Origin of the sequence: Cupriavidus sp. OTU4054 (genome assembly GCF_038440175.1) — a bacterium.
GTDB classification, from domain to species: Bacteria; Pseudomonadota; Gammaproteobacteria; order Burkholderiales; family Burkholderiaceae; genus Cupriavidus; species Cupriavidus pauculus_D.
The window spans coordinates 78,532-97,796 of the sequence record NZ_JASATF010000018.1 but is presented as its reverse complement, the minus strand read 5'-3'; the positions used below and the strand labels follow the sequence as shown (position 1 = coordinate 97,796).

Sequence of the window (19,265 nt, the reverse complement as noted above, 5' to 3'; positions counted from 1 at the left end):
GTCAGTCCCGGTTCAGTATCTGATCGCCATCGACCGCAAGCGCTCCGACGCGGACAAGTCCCCGCAGCGCATCCTCGCAGATCGCCGCGAGCGATTCGCCCGGCATGTAGCGCGCCTGGATGCGCGACATCAGCGGCGTCGCGCCGAACCAGTCGAGCAACGCCGCGCGCGTCATCCGCTGCGCGGCCAGCATCCGGAACTTCACGAGCACCTTGATCGCGTTCGTCGCATTGCGCAGCGGATCGTCGCGCAGATAGGCGAGCCGGCCGCGCGCGCGTTCGAGCGCGCCCGCGACGTCCGTGAACACGGCACCATGGCCGGGAATCACCACCCGCACATCGAGCGACGCGATCCGCGCGAGCACCGCCTGCTGCTCGGCAAACCCGCTCTCGCCATCGAGCTCGGGAAAGATCACGCCGAAGCCGTTCTCCCACAGCGCATCGCCAGAGATCAGGATGCCGTGGGCGGGCGCGAACAGCATGACCGCATGCGGATCGTGCCCGGGCGCCCCCACCACGTTCCAGTCGATGCCGCCGAGCCGCAGCGCATCGCCATCGGCGAGCACGTCGTCGAACGTAAAACGCGCGCATTGCTGCCCCGTGGCGCGATACGACAGCGCCTCCTCGTCCCACGCGGCCACGGCGTCCGCTTCCGCCGCCGGAATGCGCGTGTGCGGCTGCCAGCGTGCCTGCAGGCTCGCGTTGCCGCCGCAGTGGTCGGAATGCAGATGGGTGTTGACGAGCCGGCGCAATGGCCGGCCGCCGAGCGCGGCTTCCACGAGCGCCACCGTCTGCGAGGCGTGCGTGACGTAGCCGCTGTCGATCAGCGTGGCGCCATCCTCCTCGTCGAACGTGAGGACATTGTTGGCCGAGAGCCAGCCGCGCTCCAGCACACGTAACGACGGCGGGAGCGGCGGCGTGCTCATGGCGCGGTTTCCCGCAGCCAGCGCAGGCGATCGGGCAGCTCCGCCCAGATCGCGCGGCGCGCGGCGTCGTCCGCGCCGGACCATGCCGCAATCTCGTCGATCGTGCGCAAGCAGCCTTCGCAGTAGCCGGAGGCCGCATCCATGCGGCAGACGTTGATGCACGGCGACGGCACGGGCGAGCCCGTCAGCGCGGCGTCGGCAGCGTGTTCCAGTTCGGCCAGCGATCGCGTGCACACGGTCATGGCGTCAGCCCGTCATGCGCGCGGCTTTTGCCGCGATCTTGTCGTTGAAACGCGCAGCGTCGATCAGATGCCGTTCGTGCACGCCCTCGGAGATCTTGTCCTCGCCGTCCCACGCGGTCAGCGCGAACCGCAGCTTGCGGCCTTCGACGGCAACCAGCTCGCCCTTGACCGTCACCGCCATGCCCGGCGGCGTCGCGGCCAGATGCGAGAAGTTCACGAGCGTGCCGAGCGACTGCTCGCGCGGCCAGTCGAGGTAGTCGCGCAGCATCTGCAGGCACGCGCATTCCATGATGCCGACCATATACCCCGTGGCCAGCACGTCGGGCATGTCGGCACACCCGGGAATATCGTCGTACAGGTTCGGCACGGTGGCCTTCGGCGGCACCACGTACTGCCACTCGAACGCAATGCCGGGCCGCAGCCCGCTGGCCGCGCTCAAGCCGCCGGCGCCGCCGGCGCTCACGACGCCACCTCGCCGTTCACCGGCTGCACGAACTGCGCGACGTCGGCCACCTCGGCTCCCGTCATCGTCTGCAGCTGGGCCGGCGTCAGGTTGAACACCGCATGCGGATGGCCGGCGGCGGCCCAGACGCTCTCGTACTGGAACAGGTCCCGGTCGAGCAGCATCACCGGTGCCACCGCGTGGCCGATCGGGCAGACGCCACCGATCGCATATCCGGTCTTCTCGCGCACGAAACGCGCATCGGCCTTGCCCAGCGCCCCCACGCGCGCGGCCACCTTGGCCTCGTCGACGCGATTGCTGCCACTCGCGATCACGAGCACGGGCACGTCGTCCGCCACGCGGCGGAAGATGATCGACTTGGCAATCTCCGCCACGGAGCAGCCCAGGCCGGCCGCGGCCTCCGCCGAGGTCCTGCCCGTCGCGGGCAACATCACCACGGGCCGGTCGTGGCCGATGCCGGCCAGCAGATCGGCCACGCGTTGCGCGGATTCCGGGAGGGGTCCCTGCGACGTTCCGGAGGTTTCGCTCATGTCACTGCTCTCCTGAAGAGGAATGGGTTCACACGCACGTGGCTTCCGCCGCCGACGCCCACTTGGTCAGCAGGGCCTTGCCCACGCGCGAGCTGTTCGCGCGGCCGATGGCCTGCGAGATGAAACCGCCGGTGCGCACCACGGCTTCGAGATCGATGCCGGTGTGCAGGCCGAGCCCGTGCAGCATGTACAGCACGTCCTCGGTGGCCACGTTGCCCGTGGCACCCTTTGCGTAAGGGCAGCCGCCGAGGCCCGCCACCGACGCGTGGAAGATCGCGATCCCCACTTCGAGGCTCGCGAGGATGTTCGACAGCGCCTGGCCGTACGTATCGTGGAAATGGCCCGACAGGCGGTCGATCGGAAACTCCGCCGCCGCGGCGCGCATCACGTCCTGCACCTTTCCCGGCGTGCCCACGCCGATCGTGTCGGCGATATCGATCTCGTCGCAGCCGAGTTCGCGCATGCGGCGTACCACATCGACCACCGCGCTCACGGACACCTCGCCCTGATAGGGGCAGCCGAGCGCGCACGAAATGCTGCCGCGCAGCCGGACGCCCGCTTCCTTCGCGGCGGCGGCCACGGGTTCGAAGCGCGCGATCGATTCGGCGATGGAGCAGTTGATGTTCTTCTGCGAGAACGCCTCGCTCGCGGCGCCGAAGATCACCACCTCGTCGGCGCTCGCGGCCACCGCGCCCTCGAAGCCCTTCATGTTCGGGGTCAGCACCGAATAGAGCGTGCCCGGACGGCGCTGGATGCGCGCCATCACATCGGCGCCGTCGGCCATCTGCGGTACCCATTTCGGCGAGACGAACGAGGCGGCCTCGATATTCACGAAGCCCGCGTCCGACAGCTGGTTGATCAGCGCGACCTTCACATCGGTCGGCACCATCGCCTTCTCGTTCTGCAGGCCGTCCCGCGGGCCCACTTCGACGATCTTCACGTATTGCGGCAAGTTCATCTCCAACTCCTGTTCGGTGGGCGTCGCGTTCAGTACCCGCGGTCGATATCGACGATGCCCGCGATGGGGCGTCCTTCGCCGAGCGCGCGGATCTTGCCGGCGATCTGCGCGATGCTGTCCTCGCGCAGCGTGAGCGCCGAGATATGCGGCGTGATCGTGATGCGCGGCTCCTTCCAGAACGGATGCTCGGCCGGCAGCGGCTCTTCGCGGAACACATCGAGGGTCGCGCCGCCGATCTGGCCCGACTGCACTGCGGCGAGGAGGTCGGCCTCGACCAGATGCTGGCCGCGCGCGACGTTGACGAGGTGGGCGCCCGGTGCCAGACGCTTCAGCAGATCGGCGTCGATGATGTTCTCGGTGTCCGGCGTCAGCGGCAGCACGTTGACGAGCACGCGCAGGCCGTCGAGGAACGCGGCGCGGCCGTCTTCGCCGTGGAACGCCTGCACGCCCTCCACCTGCCTGGGCGAACGGCTCCAGCCGCGCACGGGAAAGCCGAACTGGGCCAGCGTGCGGGCGATATGGCTGCCCAGCGTGCCGATGCCCATCACGCCGATCGTGAAGTCCGCGCGGCGGTGGGGCTTGATGAACTTCCACGTGCCGGCGGCGGCCTGCGCGGCGTAGGCGTCGAGCTTGCGGAAATCGCGCAGCACGGCTGCGCTCACGTATTCGGCCATCTGCGCGGCCATGCCGGCGTCGTCGAGGCGGACGATCGGCACGCCCGCGGGCAACGCATTCGCGTCGTTGTCACGCAGCCGCAGGATGCCGTCCACACCGGCGCCGAGATTGAAGATGGCGCGCAGATCGGTGCGGCCACGCAGCATCTCGACCGGGGGACGCCAGACGACCGCGAAGTCCACCTGCTTGTCGCTGGAGATATCGCGGGATTCCTCCCAGGTCAGGCACTGCGCCTCGGGCAACGCCTCGGCGAAACCTTCGATCCAGGGGGCATAGCGGCCGTCCGGCACGTACAACTGCAACTTCATCTCGACTCCGTGTGATTGTTGTAAGGGGATGCCTGCGATTTTGGCATGGATTCGGATTGGACCGAGCCCACCGCTACGCTGTTTCGGGTACGGCAAACGCCAGCAACTGCGCGCCTTCCGTCACCTGTTCCCCCACGCCGTACAGCACCTCGGCCACCACGCCATCCACGGGCGCGCTGATCGTGTGCTCCATCTTCATCGCTTCCATGACGAGCAGCGGCGTGCCGCGCGTGACCTGCGCGCCCGGCTCGACCATCACCGCGATGACCTTGCCCGGCATGGGCGCGGTCAGCTTGCCGCCCTCGCCTTCCGCGGCGTCCGACACCGCGAGCGGGTCGAGCCATTCGAGCACCGCGTGGCGCCCGCCGTGGAACACGTGGAACGTGTCGCCCTCCAGATGCACCTGCCCATGCGTGCGGCGCGTGCCCATGTCCACGCGGATATCGTCCGCGCGGAACGTGTACGCGAACGGCGTCGCCTGATCCATGAAGATCAGCGTCTTGCGCCGCGACTCGATGCGCAGCACCACCTCCAGCACATCGTTGCCGGATTTGAACCGCAGCGTGCGGTCATCGCGGCCATTGAGCCGCCATGCGCCCGCATGGGTCCACGGCGAATGCGGATCGCTCGCGTCGATGCGCCGCGTGGCGTCCTCGCGCGCGAGCAGCGCCGCCGCCGCGAGCGCGGCCGCTTCCATCCCCACGGGGCGCGGGGGCGGAAACAACGCGTCGTGATTGCGCTCGATCAGTCCGGTGTCGAGGTCCGCCGTGCGGAATGCCTGCGAGGTCACCAGCCGCTGCAGGAACGCGACGTTCGTCGACAACCCCACCACGTGGTAACCGGCCAGCGCCTGCGACAGGCGTGCCAGCGCCGCCTCGCGCGTCGGCCCCCAGACGATCAGCTTCGCGATCATCGGGTCGTAGAAGGGGCTGATCGCATCGCCCTCGCGCACGCCCGCGTCGATGCGCACACCCGCGGGACCATGCGCATCGCCACCGCGCATGAACTGCACGGCCGGCGGCGTGCGCAGGAAGCGCAGCGTGCCGGTCGATGGCAAAAAGCCCTTCTCGGGATTCTCGGCGTAGATGCGCGCCTCGATCGCATGCCCGTCGATGCGCAACTGCTCCTGCGTCAACGGCAGCGGCTCGCCCGCGGCGACACGGAGCTGCCACTCGACGAGGTCTTGCCCGGTGATCATTTCGGTCACCGGATGCTCGACCTGCAGCCGCGTGTTCATCTCCATGAAGTAGAACGACCCGTCCTGGTTCGCGATGAACTCGACCGTGCCCGCGCCGACGTACCCCACCGCGCGCGCGGCGGCCACCGCGGCTTCGCCCATCGCGCGGCGGCGATCTTCGGTCATGCCCGGGGCCGGCGCTTCCTCGAGCACCTTCTGATGACGGCGCTGCACCGAGCAGTCGCGCTCGAACAGGTACACGCAATTGCCATGCGTGTCGGCGAACACCTGGATCTCGATATGGCGCGGCCGCGTGAGGTACTTCTCGACGAGCACCTTGTCGTCGCCGAAGCTCGCCGACGCCTCGCGCCGCACGGACGCGAGCGCAGCCTCGAACGCATCGCCGGACTCGACGACGCGCATGCCCTTGCCGCCACCGCCGGCGCTGGCCTTGATGAGCACCGGATAGCCGATGCGATCGGCCTCCGCGCGCAGCAGCGCGGGATCCTGGTCCTCGCCGTGATAGCCGGGCACCAGCGGCACACCGGCCCGCTCCATCAGCTGCTTGGCCGCGCTCTTGCTGCCCATCGCGCGAATCGCGGACGCGGGCGGCCCGATGAACACCATGCCCGCCTCGGCGCAGGCCTCGGCAAACGCGTCGTTCTCGGACAGGAACCCATAGCCCGGGTGAATCGCATGCACGCCCGCGTCGCGGGCCATCTCGATGATGTGGTCCGCGCGCAGATAACTGTCACGCGCGGCCGCGCCGCCGATATGAATCGCCTCGTCGCAATACGCGACATGCCGCGCTTCCGCGTCGGCGTCGGAATAGACCGCCACCGTGCGAATGCCCAGGCGGCGGCACGTGGCGGCCACGCGGCAGGCAATCTCGCCGCGGTTGGCGATCAGGACCTTCTGAAACATGGCTCTCCTCCTTCTTGTGGTCGGGGGCGGCCAGTCTGCGTTGCACCGTCGGGTATTACCCCGCGTAGCCTTCCGCGCGAATGTCGAGGCGCGCGAGCAGCGCGCGGTCGCGGTCGGCCTGCGGGTTGCCGGTGGTCAGCAGCTTTTCGCCATAGAAAATCGAATTGGCGCCGGCCATGAAGCACAGCGCCTGCAACGCTTCGTCCATCGCCTCGCGGCCGGCGGACAGACGCACCATCGCGCGCGGCATCGTGATGCGCGCCACCGCGATCGTGCGGACGAACTCGAACGGGTCCAGCGCCTCGGTGCCGGCCAGCGGCGTGCCTTCCACCTGCACGAGGTTGTTGATGGGCACCGACTCCGGGTACGGGTCCATGTTCGCGAGCTGCGCGATCAGGCCCGCGCGCGCGGCGCGCGACTCGCCCATGCCGACGATGCCGCCGCAGCACACGTTGATACCCGCCTCGCGCACGTGGCCGATCGTGTCGAGACGATCCTGGTACGTGCGCGTGGTGATGATCTTGCCGTAGAACTCGGGCGACGTGTCGAGGTTGTGGTTGTAGTAATCGAGACCGGCATCCTTGAGGCGCTGCGCCTGCTCGGCCTTCAGCATGCCGAGCGTGACGCAGGTCTCGAGGCCCATGGCCTTGACCTCGCGCACCATGTCGATCACGGGCTCGAGGTGACGCTCCTTCGGGCTGCGCCAGGCGGCGCCCATGCAGAAGCGCGTGGCGCCATTGGCCTTGGCCGCGCGCGCGGCTTCCAGCACCTCGTCCAGCGCCATCAGCTTCTCGGCCTTCACGCCGGCGTCGTGGTGCGCGCTCTGCGGGCAGTAGCCGCAATCCTCTTCGCAGCCGCCCGTCTTGATGGACAGCAGCGTGGACAACTGCACGGTGTTCGCGTCGAAGTGCTCGCGGTGCACCTGTTGCGCGCGGAACAGCAGGTCGTTGAACGGCAGCGCGAACAGCGCGGCCACGTCGTCGACGCGCCAGGCATCGGTGTCCTTGGGCGCACCGGCGGCAATGTTGCGGGCGGTCTGGCGCAGGCTATCGGGCGAGATGGTGGCGGAGACGGTGGCGGAGATGGTCGTTTGAGTCATGATCGTTTCGGTTTTCTGTATTCGGTGGGGGGGACGCTCAGTCCCTGCGTTCCATATCCCGGATGGTCGCATAGAGCGGCCCGAGGTCAAGCTGGCTGGCGGCGATGGCCGGCGCCACCTGCCACGGCAGCTGGCCGAGAAGGGGCACGTCGAGCGTGTCGAGCATATCGACCAGCGTGACGATGTTCTCGTCGGGCAGCAGCATGTCCGGATCGATGCGATTGGCGATCCAGCCCGCGAGCCGGAGCCCGCGCGCGCGAATCGACTCGGCGGTCAGCATCGCGTGGCTCAGGCAGCCGAGGCGGACGCCGACCACCATCACGACGGGCAGGTCCAGCATGACCGCGAGGTCGGCCGTGTTCCAGCGCGTGGCGCCCACGTCGAGCGGCACCTGGAACCCGCCGACGCCTTCGACGACAACGGCATCGGCACGGCGTTGCAACGCGTGGAACGCATCGCGGATCGGTTCGCGCGTAATGCGCACGCCTTCCATGGCGGCGGCCAGATGCGGCGACACGGGCATGCGCATCAGGAACGGGCACATCTCTTCCTGCGGCGCGATGATCGAGCCGGCCGCGCGCAGCTGTTCAACGTCGTCGTTCTGCCAGCGCTCGTCCAGCCATTCGCCACCGCTCGCCACGGGCTTCATGCCCGTGGTGCTGTAGCCGCCGAGATGGAGCGCATGCAGCAGCGTCGCGCTCGCATGCGTCTTGCCGACGCCGGTGTCGGTACCGGTCACGAAGCACGCCACGCGCTCGGGACGCAATGCGGCATTGCGTGCGAGCGTGCGGTCGCCGGTGTGCTCGCTCATGCGGCCTCCTTGCAGTCGATCGGCGCCGAGCCCTCACCGGCTGCAACCTGTGCAGCGGCGCGCGCGAGTGCGTCGAGCAGACGGCGCACATCGGCCTCCGTATGCGAGGCCGACAGCGTGATGCGCAGGCGCGCGGTACCGGCCGCGACGGTCGGCGGACGAATGGCGCCCACGCGAATGCCTTCGGCCTCGAGCGCCACGGACAACGCCAGCGACAGCGCGTTGTCGCGCACGATCAGCGGCTGGATCGCGGTATCGCTGTCGCCGAGTTCCCAGCCCGCCTGCGCGGCCAGCGCGCCGAGCCCGTCGCGCAGTTGCGCGATCAGCCGCGCCAGATGCGCGCGGCGGGCGTGGCCTTCGTCGCCTTCGATCAGATCGAGGCTCGTCAGCAGCGCGTGCGCCACGGCCGGCGGCGCGGCCGTCGTATAGATATATGGACGCGCGGTATTGATCAGATGCTCGACGATCAGTTCGTGCGCGGCGACGAATGCGCCCGCCACGCCCGCGGCCTTGCCCAGCGTGCCGAGGTAGATCAGCCGCTCCGACACGAGGCCAAGATGCTCGAGCACGCCGCGGCCCTGCTCGCCGAGCACACCAAAGCCGTGCGCGTCGTCGAGGATCAGCCACGCGTCGTGCGCCTCGGCCAGCGCAAGCAGCGCGGACAGCGGCGCGATGTCGCCATCCATGCTGAACACGCTGTCGGTGACGATCAGCTTGAGCGCGCTCCGGCTCTCGGCCAGCTGCGTCGCGAGCGTGGCCACGTCGCCATGCGGGTAGCGCACGACGTCGGCCTTCGCGAGGCGCGCGCCGTCGATCAGCGACGCATGGTTCAGCGATTCGCAGAACAGCGTCGCGCCGGCGGCGCCGAGCGCGGTCAGCACCGCGAGGTTGGCCATGTAGCCCGTGCAGAAGTACAGCGCGCGCGCATTGGGAATGGACGGCGCCAGCCATTCGGCCAGCCGCGCTTCGAGCTGCGCATGCGCGATCGAATGTCCGCTCACGAGATGCGAGGCACCGCTGCCCGCGCCATAGCGGCGCGCGCCATCGGCCAGCGCATCGGCGAGCGCGGGGTGATCGGCCAGGCCCAGGTAGTCGTTGCTGCAGAACGTCAGCAGCGAGGCAGGAGGCTGGTCCAGCGGGCCCACCGACTGGTGCGGCGCGCACGCGGTATGGGCAATACGGCGGCGGCGCGTCAGGGCCTGCGCCTCGCGTTCGGCAGCCGCGCGTTTCAGATGATCAAGCAACACGGCGTACCTCCGGTTCTGGTTCGGTGACCTGCGCGGTCACCTCGTCGAGCGTCGCGAACAGTTGCTCGCCGAGCCAGCGCGCCTGCGCGGCATCGAAGACGTACGGCGGCATCACGTACAGCGTATGGCCGATCGGGCGGACCAGCACGCCACGCGCGAGCGCCGCGCGATGGAAGCGCACCGCGAAGTCGCTGCCCGCCGCGCCCGCGTCGATATCGGCGGCCCAGATCATGCCCTGCTGGCGCACGTTGCGCACGCGCGCGTCGGCGGCCATCGGCGCAAACGCTTCGGCCAGCCATTGCGCGCGCTCGCGGTTGCGGGCCAGCACGTCGTCCTGCTCGAACAGGTCGAGCGTGGCCAGCGCCGCGCGGCACGCGAGCGGGTTGCCCGTGTACGAATGCGAATGGAGAAAGCTGCGCGCGAGGTCGTCCGAAACGAACGCGCGCTGGATCTCGGGGCGCGACAGCACGAGCGACAGCGGCAGGTAGCCGCCGCTGATGCCCTTGGACAGGCACAGGAAATCGGGCCACGCACGCGCGGGCAGCCGCTCCTCGGCGGCGGCGTCGTTCGCCTGCGCGCCGCTCCGCGACTGCTCCCACGCGAAGAACGTACCGGTGCGGCCGCAGCCGACCGCAATCTCGTCCGCGATCAGATGCACGCGATAGCGGTCGCACAGCGCGCGCGCGCCCTCGAGGTACGACGGGTCGTACATCGCCATGCCGGCCGCGCACTGCACGAGCGGCTCGACGATCAGCGCCGCGATCTGGCCGGCGCGCTCGCGCAGCAGCGCCTCGAGCTCGGCCAGCGCGCGGGCGGCCACGTCGGCGGCCGTCTCGCCGCGACGGGCCTGCCGGGCATCGGGCGACATCACCACGTGCGCGCGCCGCGTCAGCGCGTCGTACGCGTCGCGGAACACCTCGAGGTCCGTCACCGCGAGCGCGCCCACGGTCTCGCCGTGATAGCCGTCGCGCAGGCACACGAACTCGCGCTTGGCCGAAAGGCCCGTATTGCGCCAGTAGTGGAAGCTCATCTTGAGCGCGATCTCCACCGCCGATGCGCCGTCGGATGCGTAGAACGCATGGCCGAGCGCGCCGCCGGTCAGCGCGGACAACCGCTCCGCAAGCGCCACGGCGGGCTCGTGCGTGCAGCCGGCCAGCATCACGTGCTCGAGCGTCTGCAGCTGATCGACGAGCGCGGCGTTGATGGCCGGGTTGGCATGGCCGAACAGGTTGACCCACCACGAGCTGATGGCGTCGAAATAACGCTGGCCGTCGGCATCGATGAGCCACGGCCCTTCGCCGCGCGCGATGGCGAGCGGCGGGATATTGGCGTCGGGCCGCAGACGCGTGCACGGATGCCACACGGCACGCGCGCTACGGGCGGCAAGTCCGGCCGAATCCGGGGGGGACAGGTGTTCCAAGAGGACCCTCCTACTACGTTTGCCACCCGCAAACGCACCGGGCCAGACAGGGCTGGCCGGGGTCGAATGGGCGGGTGGATTGGGGAGCCTCATGGTAGGGATGTCAGCAGGGTCTTGGCAAACCGGATTCGGACGACGCGTTGCCGGCATGTTGCCGGACGTTGCGCGATGTTGCGGGCGGCGCAGGCATTCCGCCACCGCAACGGCGCGCTCCTGTCGGCATTACGTGCGGATATCGCCGCAAATCTTCATGTCGCGCCTCAGGCGGGACGCCACGACGGCGTGCGTTTTTCGAGAAATGACCGCACCCCCTCGCGCCCTTCGTCCGACGCACGGATCTGCGCGATGCGGTCGGCCGTAAGCGCCAGCAGGCCGTCGTCGATCGGCGCGCCCGCAACGTCCTGCACCAGCCGCTTGCTCTCGCGCACGGCGTTGGGGCTGTTGGCCACCAGCGCCGCCGCGATCTCCGCGACCTTCGCGTCGAGCGCATCCGGCGCCGTCATGGCATGCACGAAGCCGAGCCGCAGCGCTTCGGCCGCGTCGAAGCGCTCGGCCGTGATGAAGTAGCGGCGGGAGGCCTGCTCGCCCATCGCGCGGATGACGTACGGGCTGATCGTCGCGGGCATGAGCCCGAGGCGCGCCTCCGACAGGCAAAACTGCACCGGCTGCGCGGCCACGACGATGTCGCAGGCCGCCACGAGCCCGACGCCGCCCGCGTAGGTATCGCCATGCACGCGCGCGATCACGGGCTTCGGGCAGGCCCAGATCGTGTGCAGCATCTGCGCGAGCGTCAGCGCGTCGGCGCGGTTCTCGTCGTCCGAGTAGCCGGCCATCTTCTTCATCCAGTTCAGATCCGCGCCCGCGCAGAAGGCTGGGCCATTACCGGCCAGCACGATGGCGCGCACATCGGGCGTGTCGCCGAGCGCGCGGAAGGCCCCGGTGAGTTCCGCGATCACGGTCTCGTTGAAGGCATTGCGCACATCGGGCCGGTTCAGCGTGACCGTGGCCACGTGCGAGGCGACGGTGACGGCAAGCGTGGTGAAGTTCATGCTGGCTCCAGATGAAAGTAGGACGTCATTCGGCGGGCATGCCCACGCGGCGCAGAAACGCCTCCACGGGCGGCAGCCACACGCGAATGCCATTGCGGCTGCTGAACAGCCGGTGCGAATCGAATTCGAACTCGCCGACGTCGACGAACGTGGCGTCCGCGGCCGAGCCGCTCACGGTCGCCTTGTAGCTGTTGAACATCTTCTCCGGCAACGGCCACGGCCAGTAGCTGTCGTTGCTGCCGTAGATCCAGAGCGACGGATAGCGCGCGGTGCGGCCATAGTCGGCAAACGCATCGACGAGGTTGTCTTCCCAGCCGGCGCAGCTCTCGTTGCGCAGGCCGCCCGCGAAGTTGATCACGCCGCGCACGCCCGGATAGCCGATCGCATTGAACGCCATCGTCGAGAGGCCGCCGTGCGACTGGCCGATCATTACGATGCGCTCGGCGTCGACGTACGACTGCCGCGTCATGTAGTCGAGCGCGGCGACGAGGTCCTCCGCCTGCATCAGGCCGTTCGCCTGCACATTGCAGCCGCCGCCGATATACATGCCGCCCGAGCGCGAGAAGCCCTGCCGCATCGGCAGCGCGACCACGTAGCCCCGCTTGAGGAACTCGGCGCTCTGGGCGGTGAAACGCGCGCGGCCCTGGAAGGCGGGCTTGCCGGGTGCCTTGCCATGGCTGATCACGACGAGCGGAAACGGACCGTCGCCGGGGGGGCGGAAGATCGTGGTCTCCAGCTCCACGGTGAACAGCGTGCCGACCTTCGGCACCATCACCACCTGCTCGGTCACGCGCGGCGGCAATACGGCCTGCGAGGATTGTGCGTGCGCGGACGCAGCCATCCCCGGCACCATCATCGCCCACATCGTCAGCCACGCCAGCCCATGCCGCACAAAAGACATCGAATCCTTACATCCGGAAAACGCCAAACTTCATGTCGTCGATCGGCGCGTTGAGGCTTGCCGACAGGCCGAGGCCGAGCACCGTGCGCGTCTGCGCGGGATCGATCACGCCGTCGTCCCACAGCCGCGCGCTCGCATAGTACGGATGGCCCTGCACCTCGTACTGGTCGCGAATCGGCTGCTTGAACGCCTCTTCGTCGGCCGCGCTCCACTGGCCGCCGCGGCCCTCGATGCCGTCGCGCCGCACGGTGGCAAGCACGCTCGCGGCCTGCTCGCCGCCCATGACCGAGATGCGCGCGTTCGGCCACATCCACAGGAAGCGCGGCGAATACGCGCGCCCACACATGCCGTAGTTGCCAGCCCCGAACGAGCCGCCGATGATCACCGTGAACTTCGGCACCTGCGCCGTGGCCACGGCGGTCACCATCTTCGCGCCGTTGCGCGCGATGCCTTCGTTCTCGTACTTGCGGCCGACCATGAAGCCCGTGATGTTCTGCAGGAACACGAGCGGAATCTTGCGCTGGCAGCACAGCTCGATGAAATGCGCGCCCTTGAGCGCGGATTCCGAGAACAGGATGCCGTTGTTCGCGATGATGCCTACGGGGTAGCCCCAGATGCGCGCGAACCCGCAGACCAGCGTGGTGCCGTAGCGCGCCTTGAACTCGTCGAACTCGGAATCGTCGACGATGCGCGCGATGACTTCGCGCACGTCGTACGGCTTGCGCGTGTCGGTCGGGATCACGCCATACAGCTCGTCCACCGGATAGCGCGGCGGCACGGGCTCGTGCAGGCGGATCTGGTCCGGCTTGCGGCGGTTCAGATGCTGCACGATATTGCGCGCGAGCGAGAGCGCATGGGCATCGTTCTGCGCGAAGTAGTCGGCCACGCCCGAGAGCCGCGTATGCACGTCCGCGCCGCCGAGGTCCTCCGCGCTGACTTCTTCGCCGGTGGCCGCCTTCACGAGCGGCGGACCGCCGAGGAAGATCGTGCCCTGGTTCTTCACGATGATGGACTCGTCGCTCATCGCGGGCACGTAGGCGCCCCCCGCCGTGCAGGAGCCCATCACCACGGCGATCTGCGGAATGCCCTGCTTCGACAGGTTCGCCTGGTTGTAGAAGATGCGGCCGAAGTGGTCGCGGTCCGGAAACACGTCGTCCTGGTTCGGCAGATTCGCGCCGCCCGAATCGACGAGGTAGATGCACGGCAGATGGTTCTGCTCGGCGATCTCCTGCGCGCGCACGTGCTTCTTGACGGTCATCGGGTAATAAGTGCCGCCCTTCACCGTCGCATCGTTGCAGACGATCACGCACTCCTGCCCGGCCACGCGGCCGATGCCGGTGATGATGCCGGCGCCCGGCGCCGCATCGTCGTACATGCCGTACGCCGCCAGCTGCGAGAACTCGAGGAACGGCGTGCCCGGATCGAGCAGTTGCTGCACGCGATCGCGCGGCAGCAGCTTGCCGCGCGACAGGTGCTTCGCGCGCGCTTCCTCGCCACCGCCCTGCGCGAGCCCGGCGATTTTCGTCTTCAGGTCGGCCACGAGCGCCTGCATGGCATCGGCGTTCGCCTTGAACGCTTCCGAACGCGCGTTGAGTTTGGTTTCCAGCGTGGGCATGCGTCGTCTTCCTGTCGTCTCTCGTTGCGTCTTGTCGATATGGTCTTCAGGCGGCCTCGCCCAGCATGTCGCCGTCGACGTACAGCCACCGCGCGGCCTCGCCCGGTTCGCGCGGCTCGAACACGAACCGGCTGCGCTCGTGCAGGCGCCACGCGCGCCCGCCGATCTTGTAGCGCGCGACGAACTCCACCGTCGCGTGCGTGTCGTCCTGCTGCGCGTGCGCCTTGACCGTGAGGCCGAGCCAGCGCGTGTCCGCGTCGGGCGACACGTCGCGCGGGCATGTGCTCGCGTGCCAGGTCTGGCGCAGCCAGTCGGCCAGCCCCAGCACGTAGGCGCTATATCGCGAGCGCATCAGCGCCTCGGCCGTCGGCGGCGATGCCTCGCCGCGATGGAAGCGGCCACAGCACCCGGCATAGCTCGCATGCCCGCAGGGGCACGGGTTCGCTCCGGACGCCTTCTGGCGCGTGGTCATGCGACCAGCTCCGGCAGCGCGCGCATGTCCGTGAACGTGGTCGAGGCGCCGGCTTCGCGCAGCATGCCCGCGTCGTTGCGCGCGGCATAGCCGAACACGGTCATGCCGGCGGCCACGCCGGCGGTGATGCCCGCCGGGCTGTCCTCGACGACCGCGCAGCGCGACGGATCGACGCCCATCGTGCGCGCCGCCAGCAGGTAGACGTCGGGCGCGGGCTTGCTGCGCTCGACTTCGGTCGATGAAAAGATATGCTCGCGGTCGTCCTGCTGGAACAGCTCCACGAGACCGGTGCGCGTCAGCTGCAGCTTGACCTTGACGCGGTCCGCGCCCGAGGCCACGCAGATTGCCATGCCCGTGGCGGCAATCGCGGTGATGGCATCGCGCACGTGCGGAATCGCCTCCACCTCGGCCTCGAGCATCGCATTGCGGCGCGCGAGCCAGGTCGACAGCCAGTTATCGGGCAGCGGCGCGCCGCGCCGGCGTTCGATCTCGGGCAGTTCCTCGCGCACGGTGCGGCCGAGGAACCAGCGCACCGATTCCTCGAGCGTGATCGCGATGCCGAGCTCGTTGAGCATCTGGTTCAGCAGCCGATGCACGAGCGGCTCGCTATCGACGAGCACGCCGTCGCAATCGAAGATCACGCAGTCGAAACGGGAGGCTTTCCGGTTGTCGTTGATACCTTCGGTCATGCGGGTTTCTTTTCCTTGTTGATGTCGGGAACGGCGCGCAGCTCGGTCTGGCGGCGGCTCTTGAGATGTTCCTCGATCTGGTCGAAGCGGTCGAAGCCCCAGAACGGCTCGCCATCGACGATCACGAACGGCGAACCGAACACGCCCTTGGCCATGGCCACATCGACCTCCGCCTTGAGCTGGTCCTTGATCTGGTAGCCGGTGGCGCCTTCGTTCACGGCCTGCCCGTCGAGGCCGAGCGACTCGGCGATGCGCGCGATCTCGGCCGGCTCGGCGATGTTCACGTCCTCGGCGAACAGCGCGCGATAGACGGCCTTGCCGAACGCCGTCGCGATATCGGCGCCATGATGATTCTGCAGCCACAGCATCGCGCGCGCGGGATGCTGCGTCGGCAGCGGAAAGTGCGAGGGGCGCTTGTAGTCGATGCCGTGGTACTGCGCCGTGCGCTCGAAATCGCGCCAGCAGTATTCGCCCTTGATCGGCACGCTCGTCAACGGCGCCGAGCCCGTGGTCTTGAACACCGCGCCCAGCAGGATCGGATGCCACGCGACATAGCGCCCGTACTTCTGCGCGATCTCGTCGATGCAGGTGCTCGCGAAATAGCCGTAAGGCGAGGAGAAGTCGAAGTAGAAATCGATCGGTGCGGTCATGGCTGGGGGGCTCCGTGGGTCAGGTGCATCGATGAGAGAGAAACCACCGCGCGACGCTCACGCGAGCGCGCGCGCAATCAAAATCTTCTGGATATCGCTGGTGCCCTCGTAGATCTGGCACACGCGCACATCCCGGTAGATCCGTTCCACCGGGAAATCGTTCACGTAGCCATAGCCGCCGAACACCTGGATGGCATCCGAGCATACCCCCTCGGCCATCTCGCTGGCGAACAATTTGGCCATCGCGGCTTCCTTGAGGCAGGGCCTGCCGGCATCGCGCAGCGCGGCCGCGTGCCAGACCATCTGCCGCGCCACGTCGATGCGCGTGGCCATATCCGCCAGGCGGAACTGCACGGCCTGATGCGCGAACAGCGGCTGGCCGAAGCTCTCGCGCTCCTTCGCGTAGGCCAGCGCGGCCTCGAACGCCGCGCGCGCCATGCCGACGCTCTGCGACGCGATGCCGATACGCCCGCCCTCGAGGCCGGAGAGCGCCATGCGGTAGCCTTCGCCCTCCTCGCCCAGCAGGTTCGCCGCCGGCACGCGGCAATCCTCGAACACGATCTGCGCGGTATCCGACGAATGCTGGCCCAGCTTGTCCTCGAGCCGCGCGACCACGTATCCGGGCGTCGAGGTCGGCACCACGAACGCGCTGATGCCGCGCTTGCCCGCCGCCTTGTCGGTGACCGCGAGCACGATCGCCACGTCCGCGTGCTTGCCGCTCGTGATGAACTGCTTGACGCCATTGATCACGTAATGGTCGCCATCGCGCGTTGCCGTCGTGCGCAGCGCCGACGCATCGGAACCGACATGCGGCTCCGTCAGGCAGAACGCGCCGAGCATCTCGCCGCGCGCGAGCGGGACCAGCCACTGCTGTTTCTGCGCCTCGTTCGCGAACGCCATCAGCATGCTGCACACGGGGCAGTTGTTCACGCTGATGACCGTCGAGGTGCCGCCGTCGCCGGCCGCGATCTCCTCGAGGATCAGCGCCAGCGACAGATAGTCGAGTCCCGCGCCGCCATAGCTTTCGGGCACGGCCACGCCGTACGCGCCGAGCGCGGCCAGTTCCTTGTGCACCGCGTGCGGGAACGTCTTGTCGCGATCCCACTGCGCGGCTTGCGGCGCGATGACCTCCTGCGCGAACTGCCGCACGGCGTCGCGGATCATTTCCTGTTCGGTGCTCAGCAGCATGTCGTGTCCCCTACCCCTGCCATGCGCCCGCGGGCGTCACCATGGCAATGCGGTGCCGTCATAGTTATGGAAGCTGCCGTGATGCTTGCGCGTGGCCGATGCGATCATCCGGCGCATGCCCGCGACGCTGTCGTGCGGCGTCACGTCGGCGTTGCCGCCGCCCATGTCGGTCTGTACCCAGCCCGGATGAAAGGCGAGGCAGGTCGCATGCCTGGCGTCGATCGACAACGCGCGCAGCACGGCATTGAGCGCGGCCTTGCTCACGCGATAGAGCCACGCGCTATTCGCCTCCATGCCGCCGATGCTGCCCATGCGCGACGACAGCACGGCGAGCACGCCGCCCTTGCCGCCGTGCCCGGTCTCCACGCTCGGCAGCACCATCGGCAGTGCCATCATCGCGCCGAGCACGTTGACATGCATCACGGCATCGAAGTCCTCCGGCGTGACCGGCTGCGCGCCCTGGGTGCGCGGGCTCATCACGCCGGCGTTGTAGATCGCCACGTCGAGCGATTCGCCATCGAGCTTCCAGCCGAGGCCCGCCACCGCGCCGGGATCGGTCACGTCGAGCTTGTGCGCTTCGGCGCCGAGTTCCTTCAGCGCGGCCACGTCTTCGTCGCGCCTGGCGGTGGCGATCACGCGCCAGCCGTCGCCGCGGTACTGCCGCACGAATTCGAGGCCGATGCCGCGCGAGGCGCCCACAACGAGTACGGTCGGCATGGCGTCAGACCATCTCGATGCCGACCGCGGTGGCTTCGCCGCCGCCGATGCACAGCGAGGCCACGCCGCGCTTGCCGCCGGTCTTGCGCAGCGCGCCGATCAGCGTCGTGAGAATGCGCGCGCCCGAGGCGCCGATCGGATGGCCCAGCGCGCACGCGCCGCCATGGATATTGACCTTCTCGCGCGGAATGCGGTGATCGTGCATCGCGGCCATCGGTACCACCGCGAATGCCTCGTTGATCTCGAACAGGTCCACGCTGTCGGTGGTCCAGTCGAGCTTGCGGTACAGCTTGGCGATCGCTTCCACCGGCGCGGTCGTAAACCAGCCCGGCGCCTGCGCGTGCGACGTATGGCCGAGCATGCGCGCGAGCGGCTGCAGCCCCAGCGCCCTGGCGGTGGACTCGCGCATCATCACGAGCGCGGCCGCGCCGTCGTTGATCGAGGACGACGACGCCGCGGTGATGGTGCCGTCCTTCGCGAACGCGGGCTTCAGCGACGGGATCTTCTCGGTCTTGATGCGGCGCGGACCTTCATCGCTGTCGATCGTGACGTCGCCGCCTTTCGCGGCCACGGTCACGGGCGCGATCTCCCACTTGAAGTCGCCGTTGGCGGCAGCCTGCTGGGCGCGCGTCACGGACTCGATCGCGAACTGGTCCTGCTGCGCGCGCGTGAATTCGTACTTGGCCGCGCAGTCCTCGCCGAACGTGCCCATCGCGCGGCCCTTGTCGTAGGCATCTTCCAGGCCGTCCAGCATCATGTGGTCGTAGATCATGCCGTGGCCGATGCGATACCCGCCCCGGCCTTTCGGAATCAGGTACGGCGCATTGGTCATGCTCTCCATGCCGCCGGCCACGGCGATGTCGAACGCGCCCGCGAGCAGGCCGTCGAACACCGTCATGGCCGCACGCATGCCGGACCCGCACATCTTGTTCACCGTGGTACAGGCCACGTCGAGCGGCAGTCCCGCGCCGAGCGCGGCCTGGCGCGCGGGCGCCTGGCCCTGGCCCGCCGGCAGCACGCAGCCGAACACCACTTCCTGCACCTGCTCCGGCCTGATGCCCGCGCGCTCCACCGCCGCGCGAATGGCGGCGGCGCCCAGCTGCGGCGCGGTCAGCGCGGACAGTTCGCCCTGAAACGCGCCCATCGGGGTGCGCGCGGCCGATACGATGACGATTGGGTCTTGCATGTCGTGTCTCCTGTTGTCT

Annotated in this window: 20 protein-coding genes; all 20 read right to left on the bottom strand. The window is 68.7% G+C overall.

Translation table 11 applies throughout. The features are described 5' to 3' along the window. Position 1: 1 nt before the first annotated feature. The 20 genes from AAHB16_RS20805 to AAHB16_RS20710 all read right to left on the bottom strand — a co-directional run bounded on the left by AAHB16_RS20805 (position 2) and on the right by AAHB16_RS20710 (position 19,246). Entirely contained in the window at positions 2-925 is a 924-nt protein-coding gene (locus tag AAHB16_RS20805; RefSeq protein ID WP_342051873.1) for an MBL fold metallo-hydrolase, read from the bottom strand. Beyond that, positions 922-1,167, bottom strand: coding sequence for a DUF1289 domain-containing protein (locus AAHB16_RS20800; RefSeq protein ID WP_342051872.1), 246 nt, complete (start codon positions 1,165-1,167; stop codon positions 922-924). The genes AAHB16_RS20805 and AAHB16_RS20800 overlap by 4 nt, the downstream gene beginning before the upstream one ends. A gap of 4 nt (positions 1,168-1,171) precedes the next feature. Further along, positions 1,172-1,630, bottom strand: coding sequence for a thioesterase family protein (locus AAHB16_RS20795; protein ID WP_223851342.1), 459 nt, complete (start codon positions 1,628-1,630; stop codon positions 1,172-1,174). Next, positions 1,627-2,160: a YbaK/EbsC family protein gene (locus tag AAHB16_RS20790; RefSeq protein ID WP_342051871.1), complete on the bottom strand. Its 534-nt coding sequence runs from the start codon at positions 2,158-2,160 to the stop codon at positions 1,627-1,629. The genes AAHB16_RS20795 and AAHB16_RS20790 overlap by 4 nt, the downstream gene beginning before the upstream one ends. Before the next feature lie 28 nt (positions 2,161-2,188). Continuing rightward, entirely contained in the window at positions 2,189-3,118 is a 930-nt protein-coding gene (locus AAHB16_RS20785) for a hydroxymethylglutaryl-CoA lyase (RefSeq protein ID WP_342051870.1), read from the bottom strand. A 29-nt stretch (positions 3,119-3,147) separates the two neighbouring features. Continuing rightward, the gene (locus AAHB16_RS20780; RefSeq protein WP_150373104.1) at positions 3,148-4,101 is read right to left on the bottom strand and encodes a 2-hydroxyacid dehydrogenase; all 954 of its coding nucleotides are present in this window, start codon (positions 4,099-4,101) and stop codon (positions 3,148-3,150) included. Between the two features lie 73 nt (positions 4,102-4,174). Then, positions 4,175-6,202 (bottom strand): acetyl/propionyl/methylcrotonyl-CoA carboxylase subunit alpha, encoded by a 2,028-nt coding sequence (locus AAHB16_RS20775; protein ID WP_150373105.1) that lies wholly within the window; start codon positions 6,200-6,202, stop codon positions 4,175-4,177. 55 nt (positions 6,203-6,257) lie between these two features. Beyond that, the gene (bioB, locus tag AAHB16_RS20770; protein WP_150373107.1) at positions 6,258-7,301 is read right to left on the bottom strand and encodes a biotin synthase BioB; all 1,044 of its coding nucleotides are present in this window, start codon (positions 7,299-7,301) and stop codon (positions 6,258-6,260) included. 37 nt (positions 7,302-7,338) lie between these two features. After that, positions 7,339-8,112, bottom strand: a complete 774-nt coding sequence (gene bioD / locus AAHB16_RS20765; protein ID WP_342051869.1) for a dethiobiotin synthase — start codon at positions 8,110-8,112, stop codon at positions 7,339-7,341. After that, positions 8,109-9,359: an 8-amino-7-oxononanoate synthase gene (bioF, locus tag AAHB16_RS20760; RefSeq protein WP_342051868.1), complete on the bottom strand. Its 1,251-nt coding sequence runs from the start codon at positions 9,357-9,359 to the stop codon at positions 8,109-8,111. The genes bioD and bioF overlap by 4 nt, the downstream gene beginning before the upstream one ends. Continuing rightward, positions 9,349-10,779 (bottom strand): adenosylmethionine--8-amino-7-oxononanoate transaminase, encoded by a 1,431-nt coding sequence (gene bioA, locus AAHB16_RS20755; RefSeq protein WP_342051867.1) that lies wholly within the window; start codon positions 10,777-10,779, stop codon positions 9,349-9,351. The genes bioF and bioA overlap by 11 nt, the downstream gene beginning before the upstream one ends. Before the next feature lie 260 nt (positions 10,780-11,039). After that, on the bottom strand, positions 11,040-11,828 hold the full coding sequence (locus AAHB16_RS20750; protein WP_150373115.1) for an enoyl-CoA hydratase/isomerase family protein: 789 nt from the start codon (positions 11,826-11,828) through the stop codon (positions 11,040-11,042). A gap of 25 nt (positions 11,829-11,853) precedes the next feature. Then, entirely contained in the window at positions 11,854-12,681 is an 828-nt protein-coding gene (locus tag AAHB16_RS20745; RefSeq protein WP_446718121.1) for a dienelactone hydrolase family protein, read from the bottom strand. 55 nt (positions 12,682-12,736) lie between these two features. Beyond that, positions 12,737-14,344, bottom strand: coding sequence for a carboxyl transferase domain-containing protein (locus AAHB16_RS20740; protein WP_150373116.1), 1,608 nt, complete (start codon positions 14,342-14,344; stop codon positions 12,737-12,739). A gap of 46 nt (positions 14,345-14,390) precedes the next feature. Continuing rightward, a complete protein-coding gene (locus AAHB16_RS20735) occupies positions 14,391-14,816 on the bottom strand; it encodes a YchJ family metal-binding protein (protein ID WP_150373118.1) in 426 nt (141 codons plus the stop codon). Then, positions 14,813-15,505: an HAD family hydrolase gene (locus AAHB16_RS20730; protein ID WP_342051866.1), complete on the bottom strand. Its 693-nt coding sequence runs from the start codon at positions 15,503-15,505 to the stop codon at positions 14,813-14,815. Before AAHB16_RS20730 ends, AAHB16_RS20735 begins: the two co-directional genes overlap by 4 nt. After that, a complete protein-coding gene (locus AAHB16_RS20725) occupies positions 15,502-16,155 on the bottom strand; it encodes a 2-hydroxychromene-2-carboxylate isomerase (RefSeq protein WP_150373122.1) in 654 nt (217 codons plus the stop codon). Before AAHB16_RS20725 ends, AAHB16_RS20730 begins: the two co-directional genes overlap by 4 nt. Before the next feature lie 57 nt (positions 16,156-16,212). Then, on the bottom strand, positions 16,213-17,343 hold the full coding sequence (locus tag AAHB16_RS20720) for an acyl-CoA dehydrogenase family protein (RefSeq protein ID WP_150373123.1): 1,131 nt from the start codon (positions 17,341-17,343) through the stop codon (positions 16,213-16,215). A gap of 36 nt (positions 17,344-17,379) precedes the next feature. Then, positions 17,380-18,060 (bottom strand): SDR family oxidoreductase, encoded by a 681-nt coding sequence (locus tag AAHB16_RS20715; RefSeq protein WP_150373125.1) that lies wholly within the window; start codon positions 18,058-18,060, stop codon positions 17,380-17,382. Positions 18,061-18,064: 4 nt separating this feature from the next. Beyond that, entirely contained in the window at positions 18,065-19,246 is a 1,182-nt protein-coding gene (locus tag AAHB16_RS20710; RefSeq protein WP_150373127.1) for an acetyl-CoA C-acetyltransferase, read from the bottom strand. Positions 19,247-19,265: the final 19 nt, after the last annotated feature.

Coding starts and splice junctions, on each gene's coding strand:
- AAHB16_RS20805 (WP_342051873.1), bottom strand. CDS start 925: ATGAGCACGCCGCCGCTCCCGCCGTCGTTACGTGTGCTGGAGCGCGGC.
- AAHB16_RS20800 (WP_342051872.1), bottom strand. CDS start 1,167: ATGACCGTGTGCACGCGATCGCTGGCCGAACTGGAACACGCTGCCGAC.
- AAHB16_RS20790 (WP_342051871.1), bottom strand. CDS start 2,160: ATGAGCGAAACCTCCGGAACGTCGCAGGGACCCCTCCCGGAATCCGCG.
- AAHB16_RS20785 (WP_342051870.1), bottom strand. CDS start 3,118: ATGAACTTGCCGCAATACGTGAAGATCGTCGAAGTGGGCCCGCGGGAC.
- AAHB16_RS20780 (WP_150373104.1), bottom strand. CDS start 4,101: ATGAAGTTGCAGTTGTACGTGCCGGACGGCCGCTATGCCCCCTGGATC.
- AAHB16_RS20775 (WP_150373105.1), bottom strand. CDS start 6,202: ATGTTTCAGAAGGTCCTGATCGCCAACCGCGGCGAGATTGCCTGCCGC.
- bioB (WP_150373107.1), bottom strand. CDS start 7,301: ATGACTCAAACGACCATCTCCGCCACCGTCTCCGCCACCATCTCGCCC.
- bioD (WP_342051869.1), bottom strand. CDS start 8,112: ATGAGCGAGCACACCGGCGACCGCACGCTCGCACGCAATGCCGCATTG.
- AAHB16_RS20750 (WP_150373115.1), bottom strand. CDS start 11,828: ATGAACTTCACCACGCTTGCCGTCACCGTCGCCTCGCACGTGGCCACG.
- AAHB16_RS20745 (WP_446718121.1), bottom strand. CDS start 12,681: ATGGTGCCGGGGATGGCTGCGTCCGCGCACGCACAATCCTCGCAGGCC.
- AAHB16_RS20740 (WP_150373116.1), bottom strand. CDS start 14,344: ATGCCCACGCTGGAAACCAAACTCAACGCGCGTTCGGAAGCGTTCAAG.
- AAHB16_RS20735 (WP_150373118.1), bottom strand. CDS start 14,816: ATGACCACGCGCCAGAAGGCGTCCGGAGCGAACCCGTGCCCCTGCGGG.
- AAHB16_RS20730 (WP_342051866.1), bottom strand. CDS start 15,505: ATGACCGAAGGTATCAACGACAACCGGAAAGCCTCCCGTTTCGACTGC.
- AAHB16_RS20725 (WP_150373122.1), bottom strand. CDS start 16,155: ATGACCGCACCGATCGATTTCTACTTCGACTTCTCCTCGCCTTACGGC.
- AAHB16_RS20720 (WP_150373123.1), bottom strand. CDS start 17,343: ATGCTGCTGAGCACCGAACAGGAAATGATCCGCGACGCCGTGCGGCAG.
- AAHB16_RS20715 (WP_150373125.1), bottom strand. CDS start 18,060: ATGCCGACCGTACTCGTTGTGGGCGCCTCGCGCGGCATCGGCCTCGAA.
- AAHB16_RS20710 (WP_150373127.1), bottom strand. CDS start 19,246: ATGCAAGACCCAATCGTCATCGTATCGGCCGCGCGCACCCCGATGGGC.